The 23,710-nt window shown below is 68.6% G+C and carries 17 protein-coding genes; 7 read left to right on the top strand and 10 right to left on the bottom strand.

The features are described from left to right. Positions 1 to 78 precede the first annotated feature (78 nt). Positions 79 to 1,365 carry an N-acetylglucosamine-6-phosphate deacetylase gene (gene nagA / locus GFD21_RS01120; protein ID WP_163196077.1) on the bottom strand — a complete coding sequence of 429 codons (1,287 nt, stop codon included), beginning with the start codon at positions 1,363 to 1,365 and terminating at the stop codon, positions 79 to 81. Positions 1,366 to 1,419: 54 nt separating this feature from the next. Continuing rightward, complete coding sequence (nagB, locus tag GFD21_RS01115) at positions 1,420 to 2,232, bottom strand: glucosamine-6-phosphate deaminase (protein ID WP_163196076.1); 813 nt, start codon at positions 2,230 to 2,232, stop codon at positions 1,420 to 1,422. 298 nt (positions 2,233 to 2,530) lie between these two features. Here nagB and GFD21_RS01110 point away from each other — a divergent pair, with 298 nt between their 5' ends. Beyond that, positions 2,531 to 3,694, top strand: coding sequence for an ROK family transcriptional regulator (locus GFD21_RS01110; protein ID WP_163196075.1), 1,164 nt, complete (start codon positions 2,531 to 2,533; stop codon positions 3,692 to 3,694). A 40-nt stretch (positions 3,695 to 3,734) separates the two neighbouring features. Here the strand turns inward: GFD21_RS01110 and GFD21_RS01105 are convergent, their stop codons facing one another. Beyond that, the gene (locus tag GFD21_RS01105) at positions 3,735 to 4,475 is read right to left on the bottom strand and encodes a copper homeostasis protein CutC (protein ID WP_163196074.1); all 741 of its coding nucleotides are present in this window, start codon (positions 4,473 to 4,475) and stop codon (positions 3,735 to 3,737) included. Positions 4,476 to 4,657: 182 nt separating this feature from the next. Here GFD21_RS01105 and GFD21_RS01100 point away from each other — a divergent pair, with 182 nt between their 5' ends. The 6 genes from GFD21_RS01100 to GFD21_RS01075 all read left to right on the top strand — a co-directional run bounded on the left by GFD21_RS01100 (position 4,658) and on the right by GFD21_RS01075 (position 11,821). Next, the gene (locus tag GFD21_RS01100) at positions 4,658 to 5,878 is read left to right on the top strand and encodes an ROK family transcriptional regulator (RefSeq protein WP_163196073.1); all 1,221 of its coding nucleotides are present in this window, start codon (positions 4,658 to 4,660) and stop codon (positions 5,876 to 5,878) included. A 64-nt stretch (positions 5,879 to 5,942) separates the two neighbouring features. Next, positions 5,943 to 6,839, top strand: a complete 897-nt coding sequence (locus tag GFD21_RS01095) for a carbohydrate kinase family protein (protein WP_163196072.1) — start codon at positions 5,943 to 5,945, stop codon at positions 6,837 to 6,839. 281 nt (positions 6,840 to 7,120) lie between these two features. Continuing rightward, positions 7,121 to 7,510 carry a VOC family protein gene (locus GFD21_RS01090; protein WP_163196071.1) on the top strand — a complete coding sequence of 130 codons (390 nt, stop codon included), beginning with the start codon at positions 7,121 to 7,123 and terminating at the stop codon, positions 7,508 to 7,510. Positions 7,511 to 7,594: 84 nt separating this feature from the next. Next, positions 7,595 to 8,971 carry an L-fucose:H+ symporter permease gene (gene fucP, locus GFD21_RS01085; protein ID WP_163196070.1) on the top strand — a complete coding sequence of 459 codons (1,377 nt, stop codon included), beginning with the start codon at positions 7,595 to 7,597 and terminating at the stop codon, positions 8,969 to 8,971. A gap of 206 nt (positions 8,972 to 9,177) precedes the next feature. Further along, positions 9,178 to 10,488: a glycoside hydrolase family 125 protein gene (locus GFD21_RS01080; RefSeq protein WP_163196069.1), complete on the top strand. Its 1,311-nt coding sequence runs from the start codon at positions 9,178 to 9,180 to the stop codon at positions 10,486 to 10,488. A gap of 97 nt (positions 10,489 to 10,585) precedes the next feature. Then, a complete protein-coding gene (locus tag GFD21_RS01075) occupies positions 10,586 to 11,821 on the top strand; it encodes an AGE family epimerase/isomerase (RefSeq protein WP_163196068.1) in 1,236 nt (411 codons plus the stop codon). 96 nt (positions 11,822 to 11,917) lie between these two features. Here GFD21_RS01075 and GFD21_RS01070 read toward each other — a convergent pair whose 3' ends face one another. The 7 genes from GFD21_RS01070 to GFD21_RS01040 form a co-directional block, all read right to left on the bottom strand. Next, the gene (locus GFD21_RS01070; protein WP_163196067.1) at positions 11,918 to 13,018 is read right to left on the bottom strand and encodes a LacI family DNA-binding transcriptional regulator; all 1,101 of its coding nucleotides are present in this window, start codon (positions 13,016 to 13,018) and stop codon (positions 11,918 to 11,920) included. Positions 13,019 to 13,143: 125 nt separating this feature from the next. Next, positions 13,144 to 15,498, bottom strand: a complete 2,355-nt coding sequence (locus GFD21_RS01065; RefSeq protein ID WP_163196066.1) for a glycoside hydrolase family 3 protein — start codon at positions 15,496 to 15,498, stop codon at positions 13,144 to 13,146. Between the two features lie 172 nt (positions 15,499 to 15,670). After that, positions 15,671 to 16,948 (bottom strand): glycoside hydrolase 5 family protein, encoded by a 1,278-nt coding sequence (locus GFD21_RS01060; protein ID WP_163196512.1) that lies wholly within the window; start codon positions 16,946 to 16,948, stop codon positions 15,671 to 15,673. Positions 16,949 to 16,967: 19 nt separating this feature from the next. Continuing rightward, the gene (locus GFD21_RS01055; RefSeq protein ID WP_163196065.1) at positions 16,968 to 17,825 is read right to left on the bottom strand and encodes a carbohydrate ABC transporter permease; all 858 of its coding nucleotides are present in this window, start codon (positions 17,823 to 17,825) and stop codon (positions 16,968 to 16,970) included. Further along, complete coding sequence (locus GFD21_RS01050; RefSeq protein ID WP_163196064.1) at positions 17,825 to 18,796, bottom strand: carbohydrate ABC transporter permease; 972 nt, start codon at positions 18,794 to 18,796, stop codon at positions 17,825 to 17,827. Before GFD21_RS01050 ends, GFD21_RS01055 begins: the two co-directional genes overlap by 1 nt. Further along, positions 18,793 to 20,082 carry an ABC transporter substrate-binding protein gene (locus GFD21_RS01045; RefSeq protein ID WP_163196063.1) on the bottom strand — a complete coding sequence of 430 codons (1,290 nt, stop codon included), beginning with the start codon at positions 20,080 to 20,082 and terminating at the stop codon, positions 18,793 to 18,795. The genes GFD21_RS01050 and GFD21_RS01045 overlap by 4 nt, the downstream gene beginning before the upstream one ends. A gap of 342 nt (positions 20,083 to 20,424) precedes the next feature. Beyond that, entirely contained in the window at positions 20,425 to 23,577 is a 3,153-nt protein-coding gene (locus tag GFD21_RS01040) for an alpha-mannosidase (RefSeq protein WP_163196062.1), read from the bottom strand. Positions 23,578 to 23,710 lie beyond the last annotated feature (133 nt).

The raw sequence follows: 23,710 nt of genomic DNA, 5'->3' as shown, positions 1-23,710 counted from the left end.
ATGTCCCGTGATTCGGATCACGGGACATACGGTCCTTCGCGTATCGCCCCGGCCTTGCGCGCGGCCGGGGCGAACCTCCTACCGGATGCGGCGGCCGGCGCACCAGGAGTGCGCGACGGTCCAGTCGGCCGGGGCGATGAGGTTGAGATCGGCAGCGCGGCCCGGGGCGATGAGGCCCAACGGCGCGCCGGTGACCGGGTTCGGCCGGTCGAGGCCGAGCGCGCGGGCCGGGACCAGGGTGGCGGCCTCGACCGCGTCGGCCGGGGCGAATCCCAGGTCGAGCACGGCGCGGCGCACCGCGGTCTCGAGGGTGAGCGTGGATCCGGCAATCGCCCCGTTCGACACGAGGCGCGCGTGGCCGTCGACCACGTTCACGTCCAGCTCGCCCAGCTTGTACGGACCGTCCGGGCAACCGGTCGCGGCCATCGCGTCCGTGACGAACGCGATGCGGTGCGGCGCCAGGTTGAAGCCGAGCCTGACCATCGGGTCCTGCACATGGAACCCGTCGTTGATGAGTTCGATGGTGACGCGCGGGTCCTCCACGGCGGCGGGGATCGGGCCGGGCTCGCGGTGGTGCAGGCCGTTCATCGCGTTGAACATGTGCGTCATGATGCCGGCGCCCGCGTCGAAACCGGCGCGCGCCGTCGCGTAGTCGGCGTCGCAGTGGCCCACAGCCGGCACGACGCCCGCGGCCGCGAACCGGCGGATGGCGGACACGCCGTGCTCCAGCTCCGGGGCGATGGTGATCTGGCGGATGCATCCGGGCCGCCCCGTCGCCGGGTCGGCGCCGGACGCGTCGAGCATGTCGTCCACGATCTCGTCCACCGGGTCCCTGAGGCAGTTCGGGTCGTGCGCGCCCTTGCGCTTGAGCGCGAGGAACGGCCCCTCCAGATGGCATCCGAGGATGTCCGGACGGCTCTTCATCCGTTCACGCACCACGCGGATGTTGCGGCACATCACGTCCAGGGGGTTCGTGATCAGGGACAGCACCTGGCGGGTGGTACCGTGCACCGCGTGCCCGGCGCGCGCCATGTCGATCCCCTCGGGCCCGTCGTCGAAGCTGGCCTGCCATGCGCCGTGCGCGTGGATGTCCACGTAGCCGGGCGTGAGGATCATCCCGTCCGCGTCGATGACCGACCCGCGCGAGGCGGGGTCGATGCCGACGGTGCGGCAGGCGTGTTCGAACGCCTCGTCGCCGGTGCCCGACGCGACGATCACGCCGCGCGCGTCCGACACCGTCCACCAGCCGTCGCGCACGCCGGCGGCGTCCACCTTGCGGGCGCCGCGCACCGCGACCGGGGCCGCCGGCCCCTCCATCGCGGCAGTCACGCGCGCCGCGACCGTGTTCCTATCCGATTCGACCATGTGTCCGCTCCTTGTCGATTCGCCGATTCCGCCGATCACCGTTCCCCGAGGGCCTCAGATGCCCTGCCAGGCGGGCTTGTGCGTGTACGCGTACCGGTAGTAGTCCTTGTGGCGCAGGCGGGAGGCGGCCTCCTCGTCCACGATGATCGTCGCGTGCGGGTGCAGCTGCAGCGCCGAGGCGGGGCAGAACGCGCTCACGCCGCCCTCCACCGTCTCGGCGACGGCCTCGGCCTTGCCCGAACCGAACGCCAGCAGCACCAGGTGGCGGGCGCGCATGATCGTGCCGATGCCCTGCGTGATGCAGTGCGTCGGCACCTTGTCCACGTCGCCGTCGAAGAAGCGCGCGTTGTCGATGCGCGTCTGCTGCGCCAGCGTCTTCACGCGCGTGCCCGACGCCAGGGACGAGCCGGGCTCGTTGAACCCGACGTGGCCGTCCGTGCCGATGCCCAGGATCTGCACGTCGATGCCTCCCGCCTCGGCGATCGCCTCGTCGTACGCCGCGCCGGCCTTGGCCACACGCTCCCCGTCGGACAGGGGCGCGCCGTCCAGCACGTCACCCGGCACATGCACCTTGGCCGGGTCCAGCCCCAGCGGCTCAACCACCGTGCGGTGGATCACCGAATGGTACGACTCCGGATGGTCCAGCGGCAGGCCGATGTACTCGTCCAGCGCGAACCCGCGCACCTGCGACACGTCGATCGACTCGGCGCGCACGCGCGCCGCCAGATGGCGGTACGCCGCCAACGGGCTCGACCCCGTCGCCAGACCCAGCACCGCGTCCGGCTTGCGCCGGATCAGCGAGGCCACGCATCCCGCATAGATCTCGCCGGCCTCGTCCTCGTCGCGGACCACGATCACCTCAACCATCACAACCACCTTTCCGGGGAACCCGGTCGCGCCAGCCCCCGACGCCTCCGTGCGCCGGGATGGACCCGCTGGCCGACCCTGCATTATCCGATGTTGTATGACAGCGTGAAGCCGTCATTTGTTAATGATAGTTACATAATTCAAAAAGCGCCAGTTCTTCGGGTTTCTTCGTAGTATGGGCACATTGTCGCCGATATAATGAAAAGAACGTTGCTTATTCACCGCCCCGTCACCGGGGCGTCATTCGCCCATCATGTCACACGACGAACACGGCAACCGGAAGGAAGCAGGAACCGACATGGCCCCATTGACCCACCTCGGACCGCGGCAGGCGACCGGCAGGCAGACGAAGGCGAGCCCCTCGGACGTGCGCCGCATGAACCGCTCGCTCATCTTCGACCTGCTGTTCCCCTCGACGCCGCGCTCCCGCGCCGAACTGAGCCGTCTGACCGGGCTGTCGCGCGTCGCCGTCTCCGACGTGGTCAACGACATGCTCGACGAGGGGCTCATCCGCGAAAGCGGCCATGAGATGAATCCGAGCGGCAAGGGCAAGCGCGCCACGCTGCTCACCATCGATCCGATGCGCCTGCACGTCATCGTCGTCGACCTGTCGCAGGACAACCTCATCCAGGGCGCCGTCACCGACCTGCTGGGCATCCCGCAGGATCACATGGAGGTCACCCTTGAACCCGGCCGGCGCATCGACGCCGACGCCATCGTGCAGCTCGTCGACCAGCTGCGCGCCGACGTGGACGACGGGACCGTCATCGGCATCGGCGTGGCCGCGCCCGGCGTCATCAGCGACGGGGTGGTCCGCACGTCCACGGCCCTGGACTGGCACGACGTCGACCTGAAGGGCGCCATCGAATCCCGGTTCACCATTCCCGTCACCGTGGTCAACGACGTGGTCGGATCGATGTTCACGGAACGCTTCTTCGGCGAGGCCGGCCCGAATCTGCTGTTCGTCAAGCTCGACAGGGGCATCGCCTCGGCCACGCTCATCGACGACGTGCCGGTGGTCGGCGTGCATCACGCCGGCGGCGAGATAGGCCACATCTCGCTCGATCCGGACCGGGGCGAGCCGTGCCCGTGCGGCAAGCGCGGCTGCATGGAGACGATCATCGCCGCCCCGGCCCTGCGCGCGCGCATGAAGGCCTCCGGCCTGCGCGACAGACGACCGCTCATCGCCGAGGCGGGCTCGTACCTGGCCTCGGCCCTGGCCATGCCGGTGGGACTGCTCGACCTGGAGGACGTCTGCGTGTACGGCCCCGCGGACATCGTCAACAGCACCTTCCTGGACGCGGCGCAGGAGCGGTTCGACGCCATGACCGCCTCGACGTTCCGCGGCCGCACCCGCATCCGCCGCTGCCAATGCGGACCGGGCCTGGTGATGCGCGGCGCCGCGATCGCGGCGGTGCTGCGCCATCTGGAGGACCGACCCGGGGCCCGCCCCGAAGAGTGACGAGCGCGGGGCGTGCGCCCGACGCACGCCGCCCCTTCCCTCACACGCCGTGGGCGGCGGCCACGGCCGCGCGCACCACATCCGCATCGGTGCGTTCCACGGGCGCGTCCCCGCCGCCGCCCGGCCCTCCATGCGACGGCACGAGTCGCCGGGCCGACATGTGCAGCGCGTCCACCCCGACGCCGGCCACGGACGGGATGGCGGCCACCGTCAGCCCGCCTCCCGCCTCGATCTGGATGCGCCCGCCGGCAAGCGCGACGAGCGCGCGCAGTTCGGGCAGGCCGGCGATCACGTCAGGCGCGCCGCCCGAGGTGAGCACGCGCGTGTACCCCAATCCGATCAGCGTCTCCAACGCGGCCGTACGGTCCGGCACCATGTCGAAGGCGCGGTGGAACGTGACCTCGACGTCCCGCCCGGACTCCAGGCCGACGCGGCGCGCCGCGTCGGCGAGCGCGGCGGCGAACGGCGCGTCGACGTTCCCGTCGGCGTCGAGACCGCCGACGACGACGCCCGAGGCCCCGGCGAGCACGGCGCCGCGCACGTCGGCGAGCTGCACCGCCTTCTCGTCGTCGTCGAACACGAAGGATCCGGCGCGCGGCCTGACGAGCGCCTGCACGCCGCGGGGCACGCCGACGGCGGCGCACGCGGCGATCATCCCCGCGCTGGGGGTGAGCCCGCCGGTGGCCCCCAGCGCCGCGCACAGTTCGATGCGGTCGGCGCCCTCCCGGGCGGCGATACGCGCCCCGGCGACGTCCTGCACGGCGATTTCGATCATGGTCATGTCGTCCTCCTCGACGGCGTTGCGATGTCGCGACCCATCCTAGCGCCGGCCGCCGCATGCGCGGGGACGCCGCACGACACGCCGACATGTCGTAATTGCGTTGATTGATTAACCGCGTTAATATCTCAACCAAGTTCAGATTCAACGAGGAGCGGACAACCGCGGCGCAAGGAGGTGTCGAGATGAACGGCAGCATCGCAGCCAACACCACGGCGACCCAGGCGACCGTGGCCGAGTCGAACCGCTCCCGCATCCTGCAGCACCTGTACCACGAGGGCGTCAGCTCCCGCGCGCAGATCGCCAAGGCCCTGAACCTCACCCCCGCGGCCATCTCCAAGATCACCGCCCAGCTCATCGAGGCGGGCGCCATCGAGGAGACCGGCGATATGGAGGGCGAGAAGAACCGCCGCTCCATCGGCCTCAAACTCGATACCTCCCGCTTCCACGTCGTCGGCGTGAAGTTCGCCCGCTCCCTCGTGCAGATCGGCCTGTTCGACCTGTGCGGCGAGACGCTGGGCCTCGAGGAGCTCCCGCCCGTCACCAACGACACCATCGCCTCCACCGTCTCCGCCATCCATGAGCGCATCGCCCGGCTCATCAAGGCGGATTCCTCCATCGTCGCCGTCGGCATGGCCGTCCCCGGCCCGTACATGCACGCCAAGGGGCGCACGGCCGTGGTCTCGTCGATGCAGGGCTGGCGCGACATCAACTTCATCGACGAGTTCTCGCACGCCTTCAGCGTGCCCGTGTTCATCGAGCAGGACGCCCGCGCCGGGGCGCTCTCCCACTACCTGTTCGACCCCGACTCCCACGGCGAGGACAACCTGGCCTACTATCTGGTCGGCGAAGGCGTCGGCCTCGGGGTCATCGACAACGGCCGTCTCGTCAACGGGGCGCTCGGCGCCGCGGCGGAGATCGGCCACGTCTCCATCGACGTCAACGGCAGGCCCTGCGACTGCGGCAACTTCGGCTGCCTCGAACGCTACTGCTCCACCCCCGCCATCCGCTCGATGCTCATCGAGGAGGGCGAAGCCGTCCCCGGGGCCGCGGGCATGAGCAACACCTGCGCGACGCGGCGCCTGTTCTCCCTCGCCTCGCACGGCGAGGAGCGCGCCGTCGAACTCGTGCGGTGCATCGCCCGGTACGTCGGCTACGGCTGCGTCAACGTCTTCAACACGTTCAACCCGCATCGCATCATCATCGGCGACATCGTCTCCGAGGCCGGCGAGGCCCTGCTCGACGAGGTGCGCGCCACCGTGCGCAGCCGGTCCATCGCCGAGATCTACGACTCCACCGAGATCACCCTGTCCACCATGCCCACGGACGCCATCGTCTGCGGCGCGGCGGCGGTGGCGGTCACCCAGTTCCTCGACCGGCCGTCCATGTTCTTCGACCTGAGCTAGACCGTCCGACCCCCAAGATTTCCAAACGGAAAACCGAACCAACCAACCAGTGAAAGGAACCACCATGTCCAAGCCCATCGTTCTCTCCCTCGGCGAGCTCCTGTGGGATATGCTGCCCACCGGCAAGCGCGCCGGCGGCGCCCCGGTGAACTTCGCGTACCACTCGATGATGAACGGCGCCGACGGCTACTCCATCTCCGCCGTCGGCGAGGACGAGCTCGGCGACGAGCTGCTCGCCGAAACCGCCAAGGCCGGCATCCACGCCGTCATCCAGCGCAACGCCTGGCCGACCTCCACCGTCGAGGTCGAGCTGCGCAACGGCATCCCCGAGTACACCATCGTCAAGAACGTCGCCTGGGACCACATCCTGTACACCAAGCAGCTCATCGAGGTCGTCGAGCAGGCCGACGCCGTGTGCTACGGCACCCTGGCCCTGCGCTCCCCCGAATCCCACGCCACCATCACCGAGCTGCTCAAGCACACCAAGCCGGGCGCGATGAAGTTCTTCGACATCAACCTGCGCGGCGACCACTACTCCAAGGAGCTCATCGAGGAGCTGCTCAAGGCGGCCACCGTGTTCAAGATCAACGACGAGGAGCTGCTGCTCCTGCGCGACATGTTCGACATCCGCGGCACCTCCGGCGAGGACGCCTCCCGCTGGTTCCTCGACCAGTTCGACCTCGACTACGTGATCCTGACCGCCGGCTCCGCCTACTCCACGATCATGTCGAAGAACGGCGAGATCTCCACCGTCGACACCCCGCGCGTCGAGGTCGTCGACACCGTCGGCGCCGGCGATTCCTTCTCCGGCACGTTCACCGCGCGCATCCTGCTCGGCGACACGCTCGCCGAGGCGCACCGCAAGGCCGTGAACACCGCGGCGTTCGTGTGCACGCAGAACGGCGCGTGGCCGACCTACCCGGCCCAGATCCCGGACTACCTGGCCGCCATCGGCAAGTGATCCGGCGCGGCCCCGGCCGCACCCGCAACCGAACCCGGGCGGGCCGTCAACGACGACTCCCCGCCCGGCGGTTCATTCCTCCCCTCCCCCGCAACGACCGCGTTCCGCGCGCACGGCGACGCAAGCCGGCGACGCGCCGCGGCCGAAGACATCCAAGCCCCACGCCCCCGACGACGCGGAGCCGTGCCTTTCGCCATGCCCGGCCGCGACGCCCTGCCGCGGCCGGGCAGGCGCACAACCAAACACAACACAACCAACACCAACCGCAAAGGAGCAAAACCATGAGCATCCGCGACACCGTCACCGGGGTCCAGCACGTCGGCATCCCGACCACCGACCTGGAGGGCACGATCGCCTACTACGAGAAGCTCGGCTTCGAATGCCTCGGCATCTACCCCAACGGCGAGGACCGCTGCACCTTCCTGCGCCTGAACAACCTCACGCTCGAGGTGTGGACGATGGATCCCACCCCGATGGAGAACGGCGCCATCAACCACGTGGCGCTCGACTCCGTGGACATCGAGAAGTCCTTCGAGGAGGCGCAGAAGCTGGGCCTGAACTTCGTGGAGGGCTCCATCCAGCACATCGACACCTTCTGGGACAACGGCATCCGCTACTTCAACGTGCTCGGACCGAACCACGAGGTCATCGAGTTCTGCCAGATCATGTGACCGAGCCGATGCGACCGGCACGGCTCCGGCGCCGCGCCGGTCGCGCCGACCCGAACAACGAAACGCAAAAAGGGGAAAACAACAATGGACAAGACCGCAGCCAAGAAGCTGCCCTGGGTGGAAAGCCCGGACGGGTACCTGGATCGTACGCCCGTGCTCCAGTTCGCGATGACCTCCGTGCTCTTCGCGTTCTGGGCCATCGCCTCCAGCCTCAACGACATCCTCATCACACAGTTCAAGGCCGTCTTCGACCTGAGCGACATGCAGACCGCGTTCGTGCAGAGCGCGTTCTACGCGGGATACTTCATCGTGGCCATCCCGGCCTCGCTGTTCATCAAGAAGACCAGCTACAAGGTGGGCATCATGACCGGCCTCGCGTTCTTCGCGCTCGGCTGCTTCATCTTCTTCCCCGCCTCCAGGCTGGTGACCTATGAGATCTTCCTGTTCGCCATCTTCGTGGAGGCCATCGGCCTGAGCTTCCTCGAGACCTCGGCGGACACCTACGCCACGCTGCTCGGCCCCAAGCGACTGAGCACGCTGCGCCTCAACGTGGCGCAGACCATGAACGCCCTCGGCCTGCTCACCGGCATCATGCTCGGCAAGTACCTCGTGTTCCAGGACTCCAACCTGCACACGGAGATGCAGAAGCTGCGCGCCACCGACCCGCAGAAGGCCATCGAGTTCGGCTCCGAGCAGCTGAGCCGCACGCTGCAGCCGTACATGGTGGTCATGGCCATCATGCTGCTGTTCATCGTGCTGTTCGCCATCGTGAAGTTCCCGAAGTGCCGCCCGCAGACCAAGGAGGGCGACGTCGCCAAGGCCACGCTCGGCGAGACCATGACCTATCTGGCGCACAACGGCCGCTTCTGGAGGGGCATCGCCATCCAGTTCATCTACATCGGCGCGCAGACCGGCATCTGGTCGTTCACCATCCGCCTGGCGCTGAACATCTCGGAGAAGGCGGGGGCCCCGATCTCCGACCGCGCGGCCGCGAACTACATGATCATCAGCTACATCATCTTCTTCGTCGGACGTATCTCCGCCAGCTACCTGCTGTCGAAGTTCCGCGAGACGCGAGTGCTGGCGGCCTACATGGTCATCGGCTTCCTCATCCTGGTCGGCACGGCGTTCATCCCGGGCATGACCGCGGTCTGGCTCGCCGTCATCGCCAGCCTGTTCCTCGGCCCCGGCTGGCCGACGATCTACTCGCGCACGCTCAAGACCGTCGAGGACCGCCGCCACACCGAGACCGCCGGCGCCATCATCGTGATGGCCCTGGTCGGCGGCGCCCTCCTGCCGATGGCGCAGGGCGCGCTCTCCGACGCGACCACGATGCAGTTCTCCTTCATCCTGCCCGCCATCGAACTGCTCATCGTGGGCCTCTACTTCATGAGCGAGTTCAAGCGCGACAAGTACACGCCGAAGCAGCTCAAGGCCATGGCCGAGGGCTCCGAGGCGTGATGCGACACGCATGGGGATGAAACCCCGCGCGAACCCCACGATGGCGCCCGTCCGGATTGTCCGCCCGGGCGCCATCGCCGTATCCGGCCGTGCGCCGCACCCCACGACGGGACGCGACGCACGGCTTTTCGCGTGTCGGTCACTAAAGCGGTTTAGAATACCCGGTGACAGACAATGACCGCCACCACCAACGAAGAAGTTGCCATATGACCACCACCGACACCGCCAACGCGATCCCCGAATCGGTCGCGACGTTCATCGAGCGCATCGCGGACCTGTGCGGCGAGGAGCACGCCGGCTGGGCCGAGAACTTCCGCGCCTGCTTCGCCGACACGCTGCTCACCACCGTCCGCCGGCACGACGACGGCACCACGTTCCTGCTCACCGGCGACATCCCGGCGATGTGGCTGCGCGACTCGACCACCCAGCTGCGCCCCTACCTGGCGCTCGCCGGCGAGGACGACGGACTGTCCGACCTGATCGCCGGTCTCGTGCGCCAGCAGTTCCGCTACATCACCATCGACCCGTACGCGAACGCGTTCAACGAGACCCCAAGCGGCGCCTCCTGGGACAAGGACGACCGCTCGGACTCCTCCAGCCCCTGGCTGTGGGAGCGCAAGTACGAGGTGGATTCGCTGTGCTTCCCGATCCAGCTCGCCTGGCTGCTGTACGCGAACACCGGACGCACCGACCACTTCGACGACGAATTCGTCTCCGGAACGCACCGCATCCTCGACGTGTTCGAGACCGAACAGCACCATGAGGACTCCCCCTACTTCTTCATCCGCGACACGGACATCCCCACGGAGACGCTCGCGAACGACGGCAAGGGATCGCCCGTGGCCCACACCGGCATGACCTGGTCCGGCTTCCGCCCGAGCGACGACGCCTGCACCTACCACTACCTGGTGCCGTCGAACATGTTCGCCTCGGTGGTGATGGGCTATCTCGAGCGCATCTTCGGCGGCGACATCCTCGACGACCCGTCCGTCGCCGCACGCGCGAAGGCGCTGCGCGAATCCATCACGGAGGGCATCGAGACCCACGCGAAGACCGTCAACCGCGACGGCGAGACCATCTACGCCTTCGAGACCGACGGCCTGGGGCACTACAACGTCATGGACGACAGCAACGTGCCGAGCCTCATGGCCGCCCCCTACCTCGGCTACTGCGAGCCGGACGACCCGACCTACCTCGCCACGCGCCGCACGCTGCTGAGCGACGAGAACCCGTACTACTACGAGGGCGAATACCTCAAGGGCATCGGCTCGCCGCACACGCCGCCGCGCTACGTGTGGCCGATCGCCCTCGCCATCGAGGCCATGACCAGCGGCGACCGGGAGACCAAGGAACGCATCCTCGACCGCCTGGTCGCCACCGACGCCGGCACGCACCTCATGCACGAGGGCATCGACGTGGACGACCCGACCAAGTACACGCGCGAATGGTTCAGCTGGTCCAATATGATGTTCTGCGAACTGGTCATGGACTATTTCGGCATCCGGGTCAAGCGCTGACCGGACGCAGCCGACCACCGGCCGCGCTATGATGGAAAGCGTTTTCCATGACAGTGCGGCCATCCACCGCATCCAAGGAAGGAATACAGGAACGACAATGACCACCAACCCCAAGTACACGCTCGGCACCGAGGCCAACCGCATCTTCATGGCGTCCGAGACCTATGAGCTGCTCGATTTCGGCAAGGGATTCCCGGCCCCGGTCGGAGGCTCCGGCTGGCTGAACGCCGACGGCACCATCGACCCGTCGCACGGCGAGGAGACCTGGATCACCAGCCGCATGGCGCACGTCTACTCCATCGGTTCGATGCTCGGCTACCCCGGCGCGGGCGAGCTGGCCGACGCCGCGCTCAAGGGCCTGACCGGCGTGCTGCACGACGACGTGAACGGCGGCTGGTACCCGCAGGTCCACGAGGACGGCAGCCACGAGCCCGGCAAGGTCTGCTACGCGCACGCCTTCGTCATCCTCGCCGCCTCCTCCGCGCTGCTCGCCGGACGCCCGGGCGCCAAGGAACTGCTCGACGAGGCGCTGAAGACCTACGACGAGCACTTCTGGGACGAGAGGACCGGTCTCGCGGTGGACACATGGAACACCGAATTCACCGAGCTCGACCCGTACCGCGGCCTCAACGCCAACATGCACTCCGTCGAGGCGTTCCTCGCCGTGGCCGACGCCACCGGCGACAACTCGTACCGCGTGCGCGCCGGCCGCGTCATCGACCATGTCATCGGCTGGGCGAAGGACAACGAGTGGCGCATCCCCGAGCACTTCGCCTCCGACTGGACCGTCGAGCTCGAGTTCAACGCGGACAAGAAGGACGACCAGTTCAAGCCGTACGGCGCCACCCCGGGCCACGGCATCGAGTGGGCGCGCCTGATCACCCAGTGGGCGCTGAGCTCGTTCACGAACGGCGACAACGCCGCGCCGTACATCGAGGCCGCCGAGAACCTGTTCGCGCGCGCCGTGGCCGACGCCTGGAACGCCGACGGCACCGTGGGCCTCGCGTACACCACCGACTGGGAGGGCCACCCGGTGGTCACCGACCGCATGCACTGGACGCTGGCCGAGTCGCTCAACACCTCCGCCTCGCTGTACGCGGCGACCGGCAAGGAGGAGTACGCGCAGTGGTACGCCACGTTCGCGCAGTACGTCGACGAGCACGTCATCGACCACAAGGGCGGCTCGTGGTTCCACCAGCTCGACAAGGACAACCACGTGATCGGCACCGTGTGGCCGGGCAAGTCCGACCTGTACCACGCGTTCCAGTCCACGCTGATCCCGTTCCTGGACCCGTCCGTGTCCATCGCCACCGCCGTGAGGAACGAGGCCTGACGGGCACGTCGCGGACCGACGTGCCGCGGACCGCATGATGAAGGCCGCCGCCGGAGAACATCCGGGGGCGGCCTTCATCATGGCCGGACGGCGTCGTCACACGCGCCGCCCGGTGCTGTCCCTAACGACGAGCCTGGGCGTGAGGATCCTGCGGTTGCCGCCCACCTTCTCGCCGGCGAGCGCCTTGAGCAGCAGTTTGGCCACCTTCGCGCCGTATTCGCCGGCGTCGCGGTGCACCGAGGTGATCGACGGATAGGACACCTCACACACGAAGCTGTCCTCGAAGCTGACGATGGCGGGGAGATCGTCCGGGTAGACCCCGCGCGGCGGGCCGCCCCCGTCGCCGGGGCCGTCGCCGAGCATGCGCGCGGCCATGGCGTGCAGGCTGGAGGCGGCGAGCAGTTCGGTCTCGTAGATGAACGCGGTGGGCGGCAGGTCGCCGTCGAGCATCTCCATCGTCAGGCGGGCGGCGCGCTCGGCGTCGAAGTCCGTGAATTCGATGCGGATGGATTCGAGCGCGTTGCGCCGGGCGAAGGCGCGGAACGCGGCCTCGCGCCCGCGCGAGTAGTCGAGGCTGGGGTCGCCCGAAAGGTAGGCGATGCGGCGGTGCCCCTGCGCGGCGAGATGCTCGAGGATGGTCCCCATGGTGCGCGAGTCGTCGATGGACAGGGACGGCACGAGGTTCTCCGGGTCCGGGCCTCCGGCGAGCACGGTGGGCACGCCGAGGTCCTTGAGCATCCCGGGGCGCGGGTCGCCGTCGCGCAGGTCGACGAGAATCACGCCGTCCACGCGTTTGCGGGCTGCCCAGTCCTTGTAGACGGCGCATTCCTCGCGCAGCGACTGGCACGGCCGGTACAGCAGGCCGTAGCCCTTGTGGCTCAGCGAGGTGTGCACTCCGGCCATGAAATGCAGCATGAAGGTCTCGTCCTTGAGCCCCTCCGCCGAGCGGGCGGGGGCGAAGCCGACCGTCATCGTCTTCGACGAGCCCAGGGCCTGGGCGGCGTAGACGGGCTGCCAGCCGAGTTTGGCGGCGGCCTGCTTGACGCGCCGTTTCGTCTCGGCGGAGACGCCGGGACGGTCGTTGATGGCGAACGACACGGCGGTCTGCGAGATGCCGAGCTCGTCGGCGATGTCCTTGAGACTCACCCGTGTCTGGCCCGGGGCCGACGTCGTCGTCGTTTCACGTGCGGGCTTCATCGTCACTCCTTACCACTTCGTGAACGTTCACAATACGAGGGCGGACACAGCCGCATCGCATCATCGGCGTTCGTTGTTCCCATGATAATGCCCCGCGGCCCGTCCCGACGGGGCATATTCCGCCGTCATCCGCGACGCTTCAGGACGGTCGGGGGGATGGCCGAGACCGGTCCGGCCCCGTCTCCGCCGAACGTCCAGTCGATGCGGACCGTTTCGTCGCCGGCGTCCATGAGCGAATCCCGCGGCACGGCGAACGAGACCCTGCGGCTCTCCCCCGCGGCGAGCCGCAGGGGCACGGAGCCGACCAGCACGCTCAGGCGCGGGATGCGCCGGCCGCCCGTGCGGTGGGCGAACAGGTCGAGCGCCCCGACGGCGTCCGCCGCGGCCGGGGCCGAGACGCGCGCCGTCACCGTCACCGGGCCGTCGCCGGCCGGGGCCGAGACGCGCACCTCCCCCACCGTGACGCCACGCAGGGCGCCGAGGCCGTACCCGAACCCGCGCAGCACCGGTTCGGGCGCGTCCTTGTAGACGTGCGCGGCGTCCTGACGGTCGTTGTAGCGCACCGGGATGGCCGCGGGGTACGCGGGCAGCGTCACCGGAAGGCGGCCGGGCAGCGCCGCCGAAGCGTCCGTCAGGGCGTCGGCCACGGCGGCCGGGCCATACTGGCCGGCATATCCGGCCCATATCGTCACGTCGGAGGCGTCCAGCACATGCGTGAGCACGTGCGCGCGGCCGGAGACCACCACCGAGACCACCGGGGCGTCGGTGCGGTCCCCGACGGCGTCGAGCATGCCGTCCTGCCCCCACGGCAGACGGATGTCGGACAGATCCACGCCCTCGCCGCAGGTGGCGCCGTACTCGTCGACGGCCTTGGCGGCGCCGTTGTCGTCGAACGAGCTGTCGTAGCTGCGTTCGCTGGTGCCGCCGCAGACGAACACGACCAGCGCCGCGCGCCGCCAGACGTCGGACGGCACGTCGGCCGGGTCCGCGGCCGCAAGGACGCGGCCCTCCCCCAGCCGGGCGGCCAGTTCGCCGGCCACGCCGGTGCGTTCGCCGGCGGGCAGCGGCGCGGTGTAGTCGCCCAGGAAGCATCCGAAATCGTCGGCGAACGGACCGGTGACGACCACCTCGCCGCCGCGGGCGCCGTCCCGCACGCCGGCGAGGATGCCGCGCACGTCGGCGAGCGAAACGGGGCGGCGGGACGCGGCGCGCCCGCCGGCGGCCCCATCGGATGCGGGATCGTCGCCCCCCTCGTCGAGCAGCGTCAGCGAGGCGCGGGCCAGGCGATCGGCGTGGCGGCGCCCCTCGTCCATCGCCCGCGCGATGCGTCCGGCGGCGGGCGCGGGCACCTCGGCGGGCGTCCCGTCGACGCCCGGCAGCAGGCCGAACGCGGCCTTGAGCTCGAGCACGCGGCGCAGCGAGGCGTCCACGGCCGCGACCACGGCCTCGTCGTCGGCGTATTCGCCCAGGCGCGTGAACCCCTCGTCCCACAGCGAGACGTCGACGCCGGCGAGCAGGGCCGCGCGTCCGGCGGCGGGGATGGACCCGGCCATGCCCTCGAGGCGGTCGACGGCCAGGCCGTCGGCCATGACGATGCCGTCGAAGCCGAGCCGGGCGCGCAGATGGTCCTTCAGCAGCCACGGGTTCGCGCAGCAGGGGATCGAATCGATGTCGTTGTATGCGGCCATGAACCCCCATGCGCCGGCGCGCACCCCGGCGGCGACCGGGGGCAGATGGATGTCGGCGAGGTCGTGCGGGCCGATCACGGCGGACTGGCCGTTGCGCCCGCCGACCGCCTCGCCCTGCGCGGCGAGGTGCTTGAGCACGACGGCCACTCCCCCGCGGCCCACCTTGCTCCGGTGCTCGCCCTGCATGCCGAGGACGACGGCCTCGCACATGCGCGCGGCCATGAGCGGGTCCTCGCCGAAGCATTCCTCGCAACGGCCCCACCTGGGGTCGCGGGCGATGTCCAGCCCGGACACGAGGGCGATGTGCACGCCGCTGGCCGCCAGTTCGCCGGCCACGGCGGCCTCGGCCTCGCGTACGGCGTCGGGGTCGAAGGTGGCCCCGAGCGCGAGGTTCGTCGGCAATACGCTGCCCCCGAGCGCCTGATGGCCGTGCGGGGCCTCCTCGCTCAGCAGCGCGCCGATGCCGTGCGCCCCGCGTTCGATGACGGTGCGCTGCACCAGCGCGACGGCCTCGGACCGTTCCTCGGGGCGGATGCCGTTGCCCCAATGCCGGCCGGACCAGGGGTCGGCGCGCAGCAGGCCGTACAGCACGCCCAGCCCGCCCCAACGGTCGATCTCGCGCTTGAGCTCGTCCGTGGCCACGAGGCGCCCCGAACCGTCGTGCTCCACGGCCTTCCAGCCCAGCAGCCGCTGGTTGAGCTGGCCGATCTTCTCGGTCAGGCTCATCGAGGCGATCAGCTTCCCGATCGCGTCGGACCGCGTCGTCGCGGTCGTCGCGTCATTGCCCGTCATTGTCGTTCGCCGTTCCCTTCACGCGCCGCGGCGCGGATCGATACGAAAGAAAGAAAAGATATGTGTAGATATGTGTAGATATGTGTATATATGTGTATATACGAAACGCGCGGATATGAAACATCCGGTCGCGGGCCCGTGAGGCGGGTCCGCGACCGGATGCGCGCATTCGTCAGTCCGCCGTGTCGAACGACGGGTCGGACACCGCCGTGTAGAAGCGGGCCGGATGCGGATGCTCGTCGACGTGCAGCTCGGTCACGCCGCGTCGGGCGAGCTCCGCCGGATCGGCCGCGACGGCGGAGGTGACGATGGTCGGGCGTTTGCCCGCCGTCTCGAGATCCATCCACAGGTCGCACACCGAACCGCCGGGGCCGAGCGTCGCGCGGTCGCGCGGGTTGCCGTCCGCGTCCACGTCGACCACCACGGCCACGTGCTTCGCGGCCGGGCGTTCCATGTCGCGGTAGCGCCGCGCGAGTTCACCGTACACGCGGCCGATAGGCTTGAGTTCGCCGCGTTCGTCGAACAGGCCGAGGGAATGCTCGAAGAACGGGAAATCGCTCATCGAGGCCGGCACGTCATGCGAGCACCACCAGGTCACGCCCCACAGGTTCGTGCAGTCGAGGGCCTTCTCGACGGTGCGGCGGCAGAACTCGGGGGTGTCGGCCACGTCGAGCACGTTCTCGGGGGCGCCGACCTCCTGCAGCCACACGGGGCGGTCCTGCGGGCCGAACGCCTTGGAGAGCTCGGCGAGGTAGAGCGCGTAGGAGTGGCATTCCTCGCTGCGGGCGCCGTACCCCTGGGCGATGCCGTTGAACACCCACGAGTGGATAGTGGTCATGTCGCCCTTGGTGGCGGACTGCACCGGGGTGAACGGGTGGCCGTCGATGAACCAGACGCCGTCGTTCACGCTGTACAGGGCGCTGCGGCCGTCGCCGCCCGCGGCCGGGAGCAGCTCGTCGAGCCATGCGTCGATCTGGGCGGGGGTGGCGGTCATCTTCGTCGGGTGGGGGCGGTCGGACAGCTGGTTGACCTCGTTGCCGAGCGTGATCCCCCTGAAGTTCGCCTCGCCGGACAGCGCGTCGTTCATGACGGAGACGAGCTCGCGTTCGGCGGCGACGGCGTCCGGGTCGGTGAACATGTTGCCCGCGTGCCAGGTGACCAGCCAGGAGGGGATGAAGTCGAAGCTCGACAGGTGCCCCTGGAAGACGTCCACGTAGGCGTCCAGGCCGTGGTCGCCGGCGAGGCGCACCATGCGGCGCACGTCGTCGACGCCCTTGCGGTTGATCCACGTGCGGTTCGGCTGCAGGTAGGGCCAGACCGGGAAGATGCGCACGTGGTCCAGACCGAGGTCGGCGATCTGCTTCAGGTCGCGGTCGATGCTCGTCCAATCGGGGTCGAGCCACGAATGGAACCATCCGTGGGATGGCGTGTAGTCCACACCGAATTTCATCATTGAGCCTTTCTGGTCGTCATCCCTTCAGGCCGCCCTGTTCCAGGCCGCGGAAGAAGTAGCGCTGGAAGCAGCAGAAGAAGACGATGATGGGGATGAGCGAGACGAGGGCGCCGGCGGCGATGAGTCGCGGATCCTGGATGAACATGCCCTTGAGGCGGTTCATGCCGAGGGTCAGCGTGTACTTCTCCTCGTCGGAGATCGCGATGAGCGGCCACAGGAAGTCGTTCCACGCGCCCACGAAGGAGAAGATGCCCACCACGGTCATCGTGCCCTTGACCTGGGGCACGCAGATGTGGAAGAAGCGCTGCCACAGGCTGGCGCCGTCGACCATGGCGGCCTCCTCGAGCTCCATCGGGATGGATTTGAAGGCGTTGGTCATCAGCAGGATGTTGATGGCGCCGCACAGACCGGGCAGGGCGACCGCGAGCAGCGTGTTCTGCAGGTGGATGGAGCGGATGATGAGGAACTGGGAGATCATGACGCCTTCGAGCGGGATGACCATGGTGCCCATGAACAGCGCGAACAGCAGGCTGCGTCCGCGCCACTTGAGGCGTCCCAGCGCGTATCCGGCCATCGTGGAGAAGATGACGTTGCCGGCGATGGAGATCAGGCACACGATCAGGGTGTTGAACATGTAGTGGAACACCGGGACCTGCCTGAACACCGAGATGTAGTTGTCGAGCGTCGGGGTCTTGGGGATGAGGTACGGCGGGATGGCGTACACGTTGTCGCCCTTGCCCTTGAACGACAGGGACAGTTCCCAGACGAACGGGCCGACGAGCAGCAGGAAGACCAGCATCAGGATGAGGTACTGGACCACCTTGCCGACGGTGACCTTCCGCCTGCGGTTGGGGCTCACGGTTTCGGCGGACATCAGTCCTCACCTCGCTTCTGGACGATCTGCTGGATGATGAGCAGCGTGCCGACGATGACGAGCACGACGAGCGAGATGGCGCTCGCGTAGCCGGTGCGTGCCATGATGCCGGTGCCTTCGCGCTTGATGAGCATCGACATGGTCATGTCCATGCCGCCCGGGCCGGCGGAGCCGTTGGTCAACACGTAGATCTCGTTGAAGACTCGGAACGCGGCGATGGTGGACAGCATCATGATGAGCATCATCGTGGAGCGCACGCCGGGCATGGTCACGTAGAAGAACTGGCGCACGGGGCCGGCGCCGTCGAGTGCGGCGGCCTCGTAGAGGGATTCGTCGATGTTGGCGAGGGCGGTCAGGTAGATGACCATGTAGTAGCCCAGGCCGAGCCAGATGGTGACGAACATCGAGCTGAACAGCACGCCCCAGCGGTCGGTGAGGAACGGGATCGGCTTGGAGATGACCTTCATCGCCTTGAGCACGGAGTTGACCAGGCCGGCGGAGTCGAGCAGGTTGGTCCAGATCATGCCCACGACGACGGCGGACATGACCACCGGCATGTAGAAGGCGGTGCGGAAGAAGCCCATGATCCTCGAGTTGCCCTTGACCAGGTAGGCCAGGATGAGCGGCAGGATGACCATGAACGGGACGACGCAGATCACGTAGAGCGTGGAGTTGAGCAGCGCCGTGAGGAAGTATTCGTCATGGAACAGCTTGACGAAGTTGTCGATGCCGACGAACTTGCCCGGGCGGAGCAGGGTGGAGTCGGTGAAGGCGAGCCTGAAGGTGTTGAGTGCCGCGAGGACGATGAAGACGAACACGATCACGAACGCCGGCAGGACGAACAGATAGGGGGCGAGGATGGTGCCGAGGCTGCGGTCCTGCTTCTTGCCGTGGGTGCGATTCATCGGTTCAGGCCGGTCGGAGGCCTTGCGGGCCTCCGACCTGTCGGCGGCGAATGCCGCGTTGCTCACTGGGCCAGCTTCTCGTTGGCGAACTCGACGGCCTTGTCCAGGGCTTCCTTCGGCGTCTGCTTGCCCTGCATGGCGAGCGCGATCTGCTGCTGGAAGTTCTTGTAGCCGTTGTTGTCGGTGAACTCGGCCGGGCGGGAGCCGTAGCCGTCCTTGACCTGGTCGAGCGTGATCTTCAGGGCCTTGCCCTCGAGGGTGGACTCGTCGAGGTTCTTGTAGTAGTCGTCGTCAAGGCCTCCCTTGGCGGACGGGAAGACGGCGGCCTTCTTGTCGAACTCGATCTGGTTCTTCTCGTTGGTCACGTAGCGGGCGAAGTCGATGGCGACGTCCGGGTTCTTGGACTGGGCGGAGATGCCGAGCATCTCGTAGGCGACGGAGGCGGAACGGCCGTCGTTGGTGATGCGCGGACCCACGGCCAGCTTCTTGTACAGGTCGGGGGCGTTCTGCTTGAAGCCGTCGGCGGAGTAGGCGGAGCCGGCCATGGAGACCAGGTTGCCGCGCTGGAAGAGATCGGCGGCCTGGCTCCAGGAGGAGTCGAGGGCCTCCGGCGGGATGCCGCCCTTCTTGTACAGCTCGACGAAGCGGGTGAGCTGCTTGACGCCGGCCGCGTCGTTGAACGTGTACTTGCTGTGGTCCTTGTTCATGAAGGACTTGACGCCGGCGGTCAGCAGGTCCTCGGCGTTGTAGCCCATCGTGGTGCCCAGGTAGACGTCCTTGCAGTTCTGCACGATGGTGTCGCCGGCGGCGAAGTACTCGTCCCAGGTGGTCGGGATCTTGTTCGGGTCGAGGCCGCACTGCTGCATGAGCTCGGTGTTCCAGTAGGTCGGGCCGTCGTTGACGTACCACGGCAGGCCGTAGGCGCCTTCCTCGATGCCGTTGCCGGTCATGGTCACGGCCTTCCACGCGCCCTCGTAGTAGTCCTTCTGCGCGTCCGGGGCCTGCTTGGAGATGTCCAGCAGGGCGCCGGCCTTGGCCAGGCCGTAGAGGATGGAGTTGCCGCCGTCGACGATGTCGGGCAGCTCGCCGGCCGCCGCCTGGGTGGACAGCTTGTCCTCGTAGCCGTCGGACGGGGCGTCGAGCCACTTGATGCTCACGTCCGGGTGGTCCTTCTCATAGGCGGCGATGAGGCTCTTGAAGTACGGGGTGTACTTGTCGTTCTTGAGGTTCCAGGTCTGGAAGGAGATCTCCTTCTTGCCGCTGTCGCTCGAGGTGCTCGAACCGCAGGCGGCCACCGAGACGAGCATGGCGCCGGCACCGACGATGGCGACGGCCTTCTTCAGAGAAAACATGATGTTTTCCTTTCTTTCTTTTCCTTTGTTCCCCACCCCGTCCGGCGATGGACGGGAGAAGTGACTTCTTCGAGCCCCGGCGGCCCCGTCCGGTGCTGGCCGGCGGGCGAACTCCTTACTCTCTCCGCTGAGACTAAAGCGATTTAGTAACCCGTCGCACTGCTTGGCTGGTTACTAAAGCGATTTAGTTAGAGAATAACACCCGCCCGAGGATGCCGCAACACCGATCCCCCGCGCGTGTCGCGGCCGGGAACGTCCGCACGCCGGCCCCGCCCCGCATACGACGAGGGGCCTCCCCCATCGGGAGAGACCCCTCGTCGCACGGCCCGCGGGCCGGCGCCGTCACGCCCGGCGACGCGAGATGCGCAGCGTGGCCAGCTGGAACGGCGCGAGCGAGATCACGGCGCCGTCGGCGGACATCGGACCGTCACCGGCGAGCGCCCGGGGCAGGTCGTCGGGCAGGTCCGGCTCCTCCATGAGGCTCACCTCACGCACCTCGGCGCCGGCGAGCGCCGCGTCGGGCACGAGCGTGGCGGACGCCTCGCCGCCGGCGGCCTCGTACAGGCGCACGACGAGGTCGCCGGAGCCGTCGTCGGCCGTCTTCACCCAGTCGAGCACGATGGATCCGCGTCGGTCCGCGAGCGAGACCAGCGGCGCGAACGCGGGCAGCTCCCCCACGACCGGCGCGTTGAGGCGCGACGCCTCGGCGAGCGTGGAGTCCATGTCGGCGCCGGCCACCACGGACCAGGCGAAGCGGTGGCGCCCCTGGTCGGTGCGCGGGTCGGGGTACAGCGGCGCTGACAGCAGCGACAGGCGCACCATCGTGCCGCGCGCCTTGCCCTGCGCGGTGTCGGTGTGGATGGGGCTCACGTCGGAGCCGTAGGTGGACGCGTTGACGACGGCGGCCGCGTAGCCGGCGTCGGCGATGCGCACGAAGCGGTGCGTGCAGCTTTCGAACTTGGCGTCGTCGGACCTGGTGTTCTTGTTGACGGGGCGTTCGACCATGCCGTACTGGCATTCGTACTGCGCGTCGACCGTCTGCACGCCGAGCGGCAGGTCCACCTTGAGGAACTTCTCGACGGCGTGCCAGTCCACGTCGGCGTCGAAGTCGAGCGAGGAGGCGCCGGGGCGCAGCGTGATGCGCGTGGCGATGCCGACGCCCCGCGCCGTGGTGGACACGTGCACGACCGCGGCGCCGCCCTCGGCGGCCTCGACCTTCTCGATGCGCGCGTCGTCGAGTCCGGCGGCCGTGAGGAAGGCGTCGCGCTGGATGTCCCAGGCGTCCCAGTGGAACGGTTCGTCCCTGAGCAGCTCGTAGCGGCCCAGTCGCGTGCCGGCGGGCACGAGTTCGCGCCCGGCGCGCAGGTCGCGCAGCGAGGACACGGTGCCATCGGCCTCGACGCGCACGCGCAGCAGGCCGTTGTCGAGCGTCACGGCGTCGCCGTCGCGCGTCGTCGCGACCGGCGCGGCGCCGGACGTCATGCCGAGCGTGGCGGCGGGGCGCACGGTCCACGCGTCGCCCGGATCGGCGGCGTACGGCGTGATCGCCGCGTCGGCGACGCCGCCGAGGCCCGGGTCGGCGGCGGCGATGGCGCGGCCGGCCTCGCAGGCGATCTCGCGCAGCCTGGCGATGTCGCGCGCGTATTCCTCGCGGGCCTGGCGGTGCACCCAGGCGATGGCGGAGCCGGGCAGGATGTCGTGGAACTGGTTGAGCAACAGCGTCTTCCAGATGCGGTCCATCTCCTCGCGCGGATAGACGTACGACGGGTCCTTGACGCATGCCGCGGCGCACAGGTATTCGGCCATGCGCAGCATGGACTCCTCGTCGCGGCAACCGCGCTTCATGTCCTGCTGCGCGGTGAGCGTGCCGCGGTGCAGTTCGAGGTACAGCTCGCCGTGGAACACGGGGGTCTCGCCGCGGGCGTCGTCGACGATGTCCCTGCGGACGCGGTCGAACAGCTGGTCGGGCGTGCCGAAGCCGATCTTCGGCGCGCCGGCGAGGTCGTGGTCGCGGCGGATGCGCGCGGTCATCTCGCGGGTGGGGCCGCCGCCGCCGTCACCGTAGCCGTACAGCAGGATCGCGTTGCGCGACAGGTCCTTGTCGAGGAAGTTGCGCTGCGAGTACACGAGCTCGTGCATGCTCATCGACGAGCAGTACGTGTCGGACGGCGGGAAGTGCGTGAGGATGCGGGTGCCGTCGACGCCCTCCCACATGAACGAGTGGTGCGGGAACTTCGTGGTGTCGTTCCACGAGATCTTCTGCGTGAGGAACCAGTCGAACCCGGCGCGACGGGCGATCTGCGGCCACGACCCGGTGTAGCCGAAGCTGTCCGGCAGCCACACGCCGCGCGGGGTCACGCCGAGATGCTCCTTGAAGTAGCGCCTGCCGAAGGTGATCTGGCGCACGAGCGATTCGCCGGCGGGCACCATGTTGTCGGATTCGACCCACATGCCGCCCACGGGGATGAACCGGCCCTCGTCGATGCGCCTGCGCATGCGGGCGAACAGGTCCGGATGCTCGGCCTCGAGCCATTCGTACTGCTGGGCGGAGCTCATCGCGTACGTGAAGTCGGGGTCCTCGTCCATCAGGGCGAGGACGTTGGCGACGGTGCGGGCCACCTTGCGGCGGGTCTCGCGCACCGGCCACAGCCACGCCGAGTCGATGTGCGCGTGGCCGATGGCGATGTGCTCGATGGCGCTGGAGGCCGCCGGCTCGGCGAGCACGCCGGCCAGTTCGGCGCGGGCGCCGGCGAGCGTGCCGGCGATGTCGCGCTCGTCGTACACGTTGAGCGAGCGCTGCAGGGCCTTGGCGAGCTGCCAGTAGCGCGGGTCGTCGTCCTTGAGCTCACGCATGAGCGACGAGACGGTCTCGAGGTCCATGTAGTAGGCGAACAGCTCCCGGTCGAACACGGTGACGTCCATGCGGCTGAGCGTGTACGGGAAGTCGGGCCTGCCGGTCGGCCCCTCGCCCAGTTCGGTGGGCGAGAACGGCGTGGGCCCTTCGACGAACGGGTTGGCGGCGGCCTCGATGTACACGGTGAAGGAGCCGTCGGCGTCGAGGTCGACCGTGGCCGTGCCGTCGGGGTACACGAGCGGGATCCAGTGGTTGCGCGGGTTCGCGGTCTTGATGGCGGTGCCGTCGGCGCGGTAGACGAGGCCTTCGGCCTGGAATCCCGGCCCGCGGTGGTCGAGCCAGCCGAGGTTCACCTCGAGTTCGACCTTGCGCCCCCTGACGGCCTCGAGGTCGATGCGGCCGGTCACCTCGAACCAGGTGGTGCCCCAGGTGGTGCCCCAGACGCCGGGCACCTCGAACGGGGTGAAGTCGATGTCGCCGGCACGCACCTTGGCGAGGAACTCGCCGGAGGGCACGGGCTCGCCGGGGTTGGCGAACGCCCGCAGCGTGCATGCCGAGAGCGTGGTGTGGATGTGCGGCTCGATGCGCTGCTGCATGACGCGGTCGCAGCGGCTCAGCTGCTGGTCTGGCAGAAGGAACATGCGGGTTGTGGTCTCCTTTGCTGGACGATGGTGTCCTATGTATGGATGTGGGTATGTCGTGCGTATGGCCGTGGCGTGCCGTCGGGGTACACGAGCGGGATCCAGTGGTTGCGCGGGTTCGCGGTCTTGATGG

It is taken from the genome of Bifidobacterium platyrrhinorum (assembly GCF_010667645.1).
In the GTDB taxonomy this organism is placed as follows: Bacteria; Actinomycetota; Actinomycetes; order Actinomycetales; family Bifidobacteriaceae; genus Bifidobacterium; species Bifidobacterium platyrrhinorum.
This window is presented reverse-complemented; position numbering and strand designations above follow the sequence as displayed.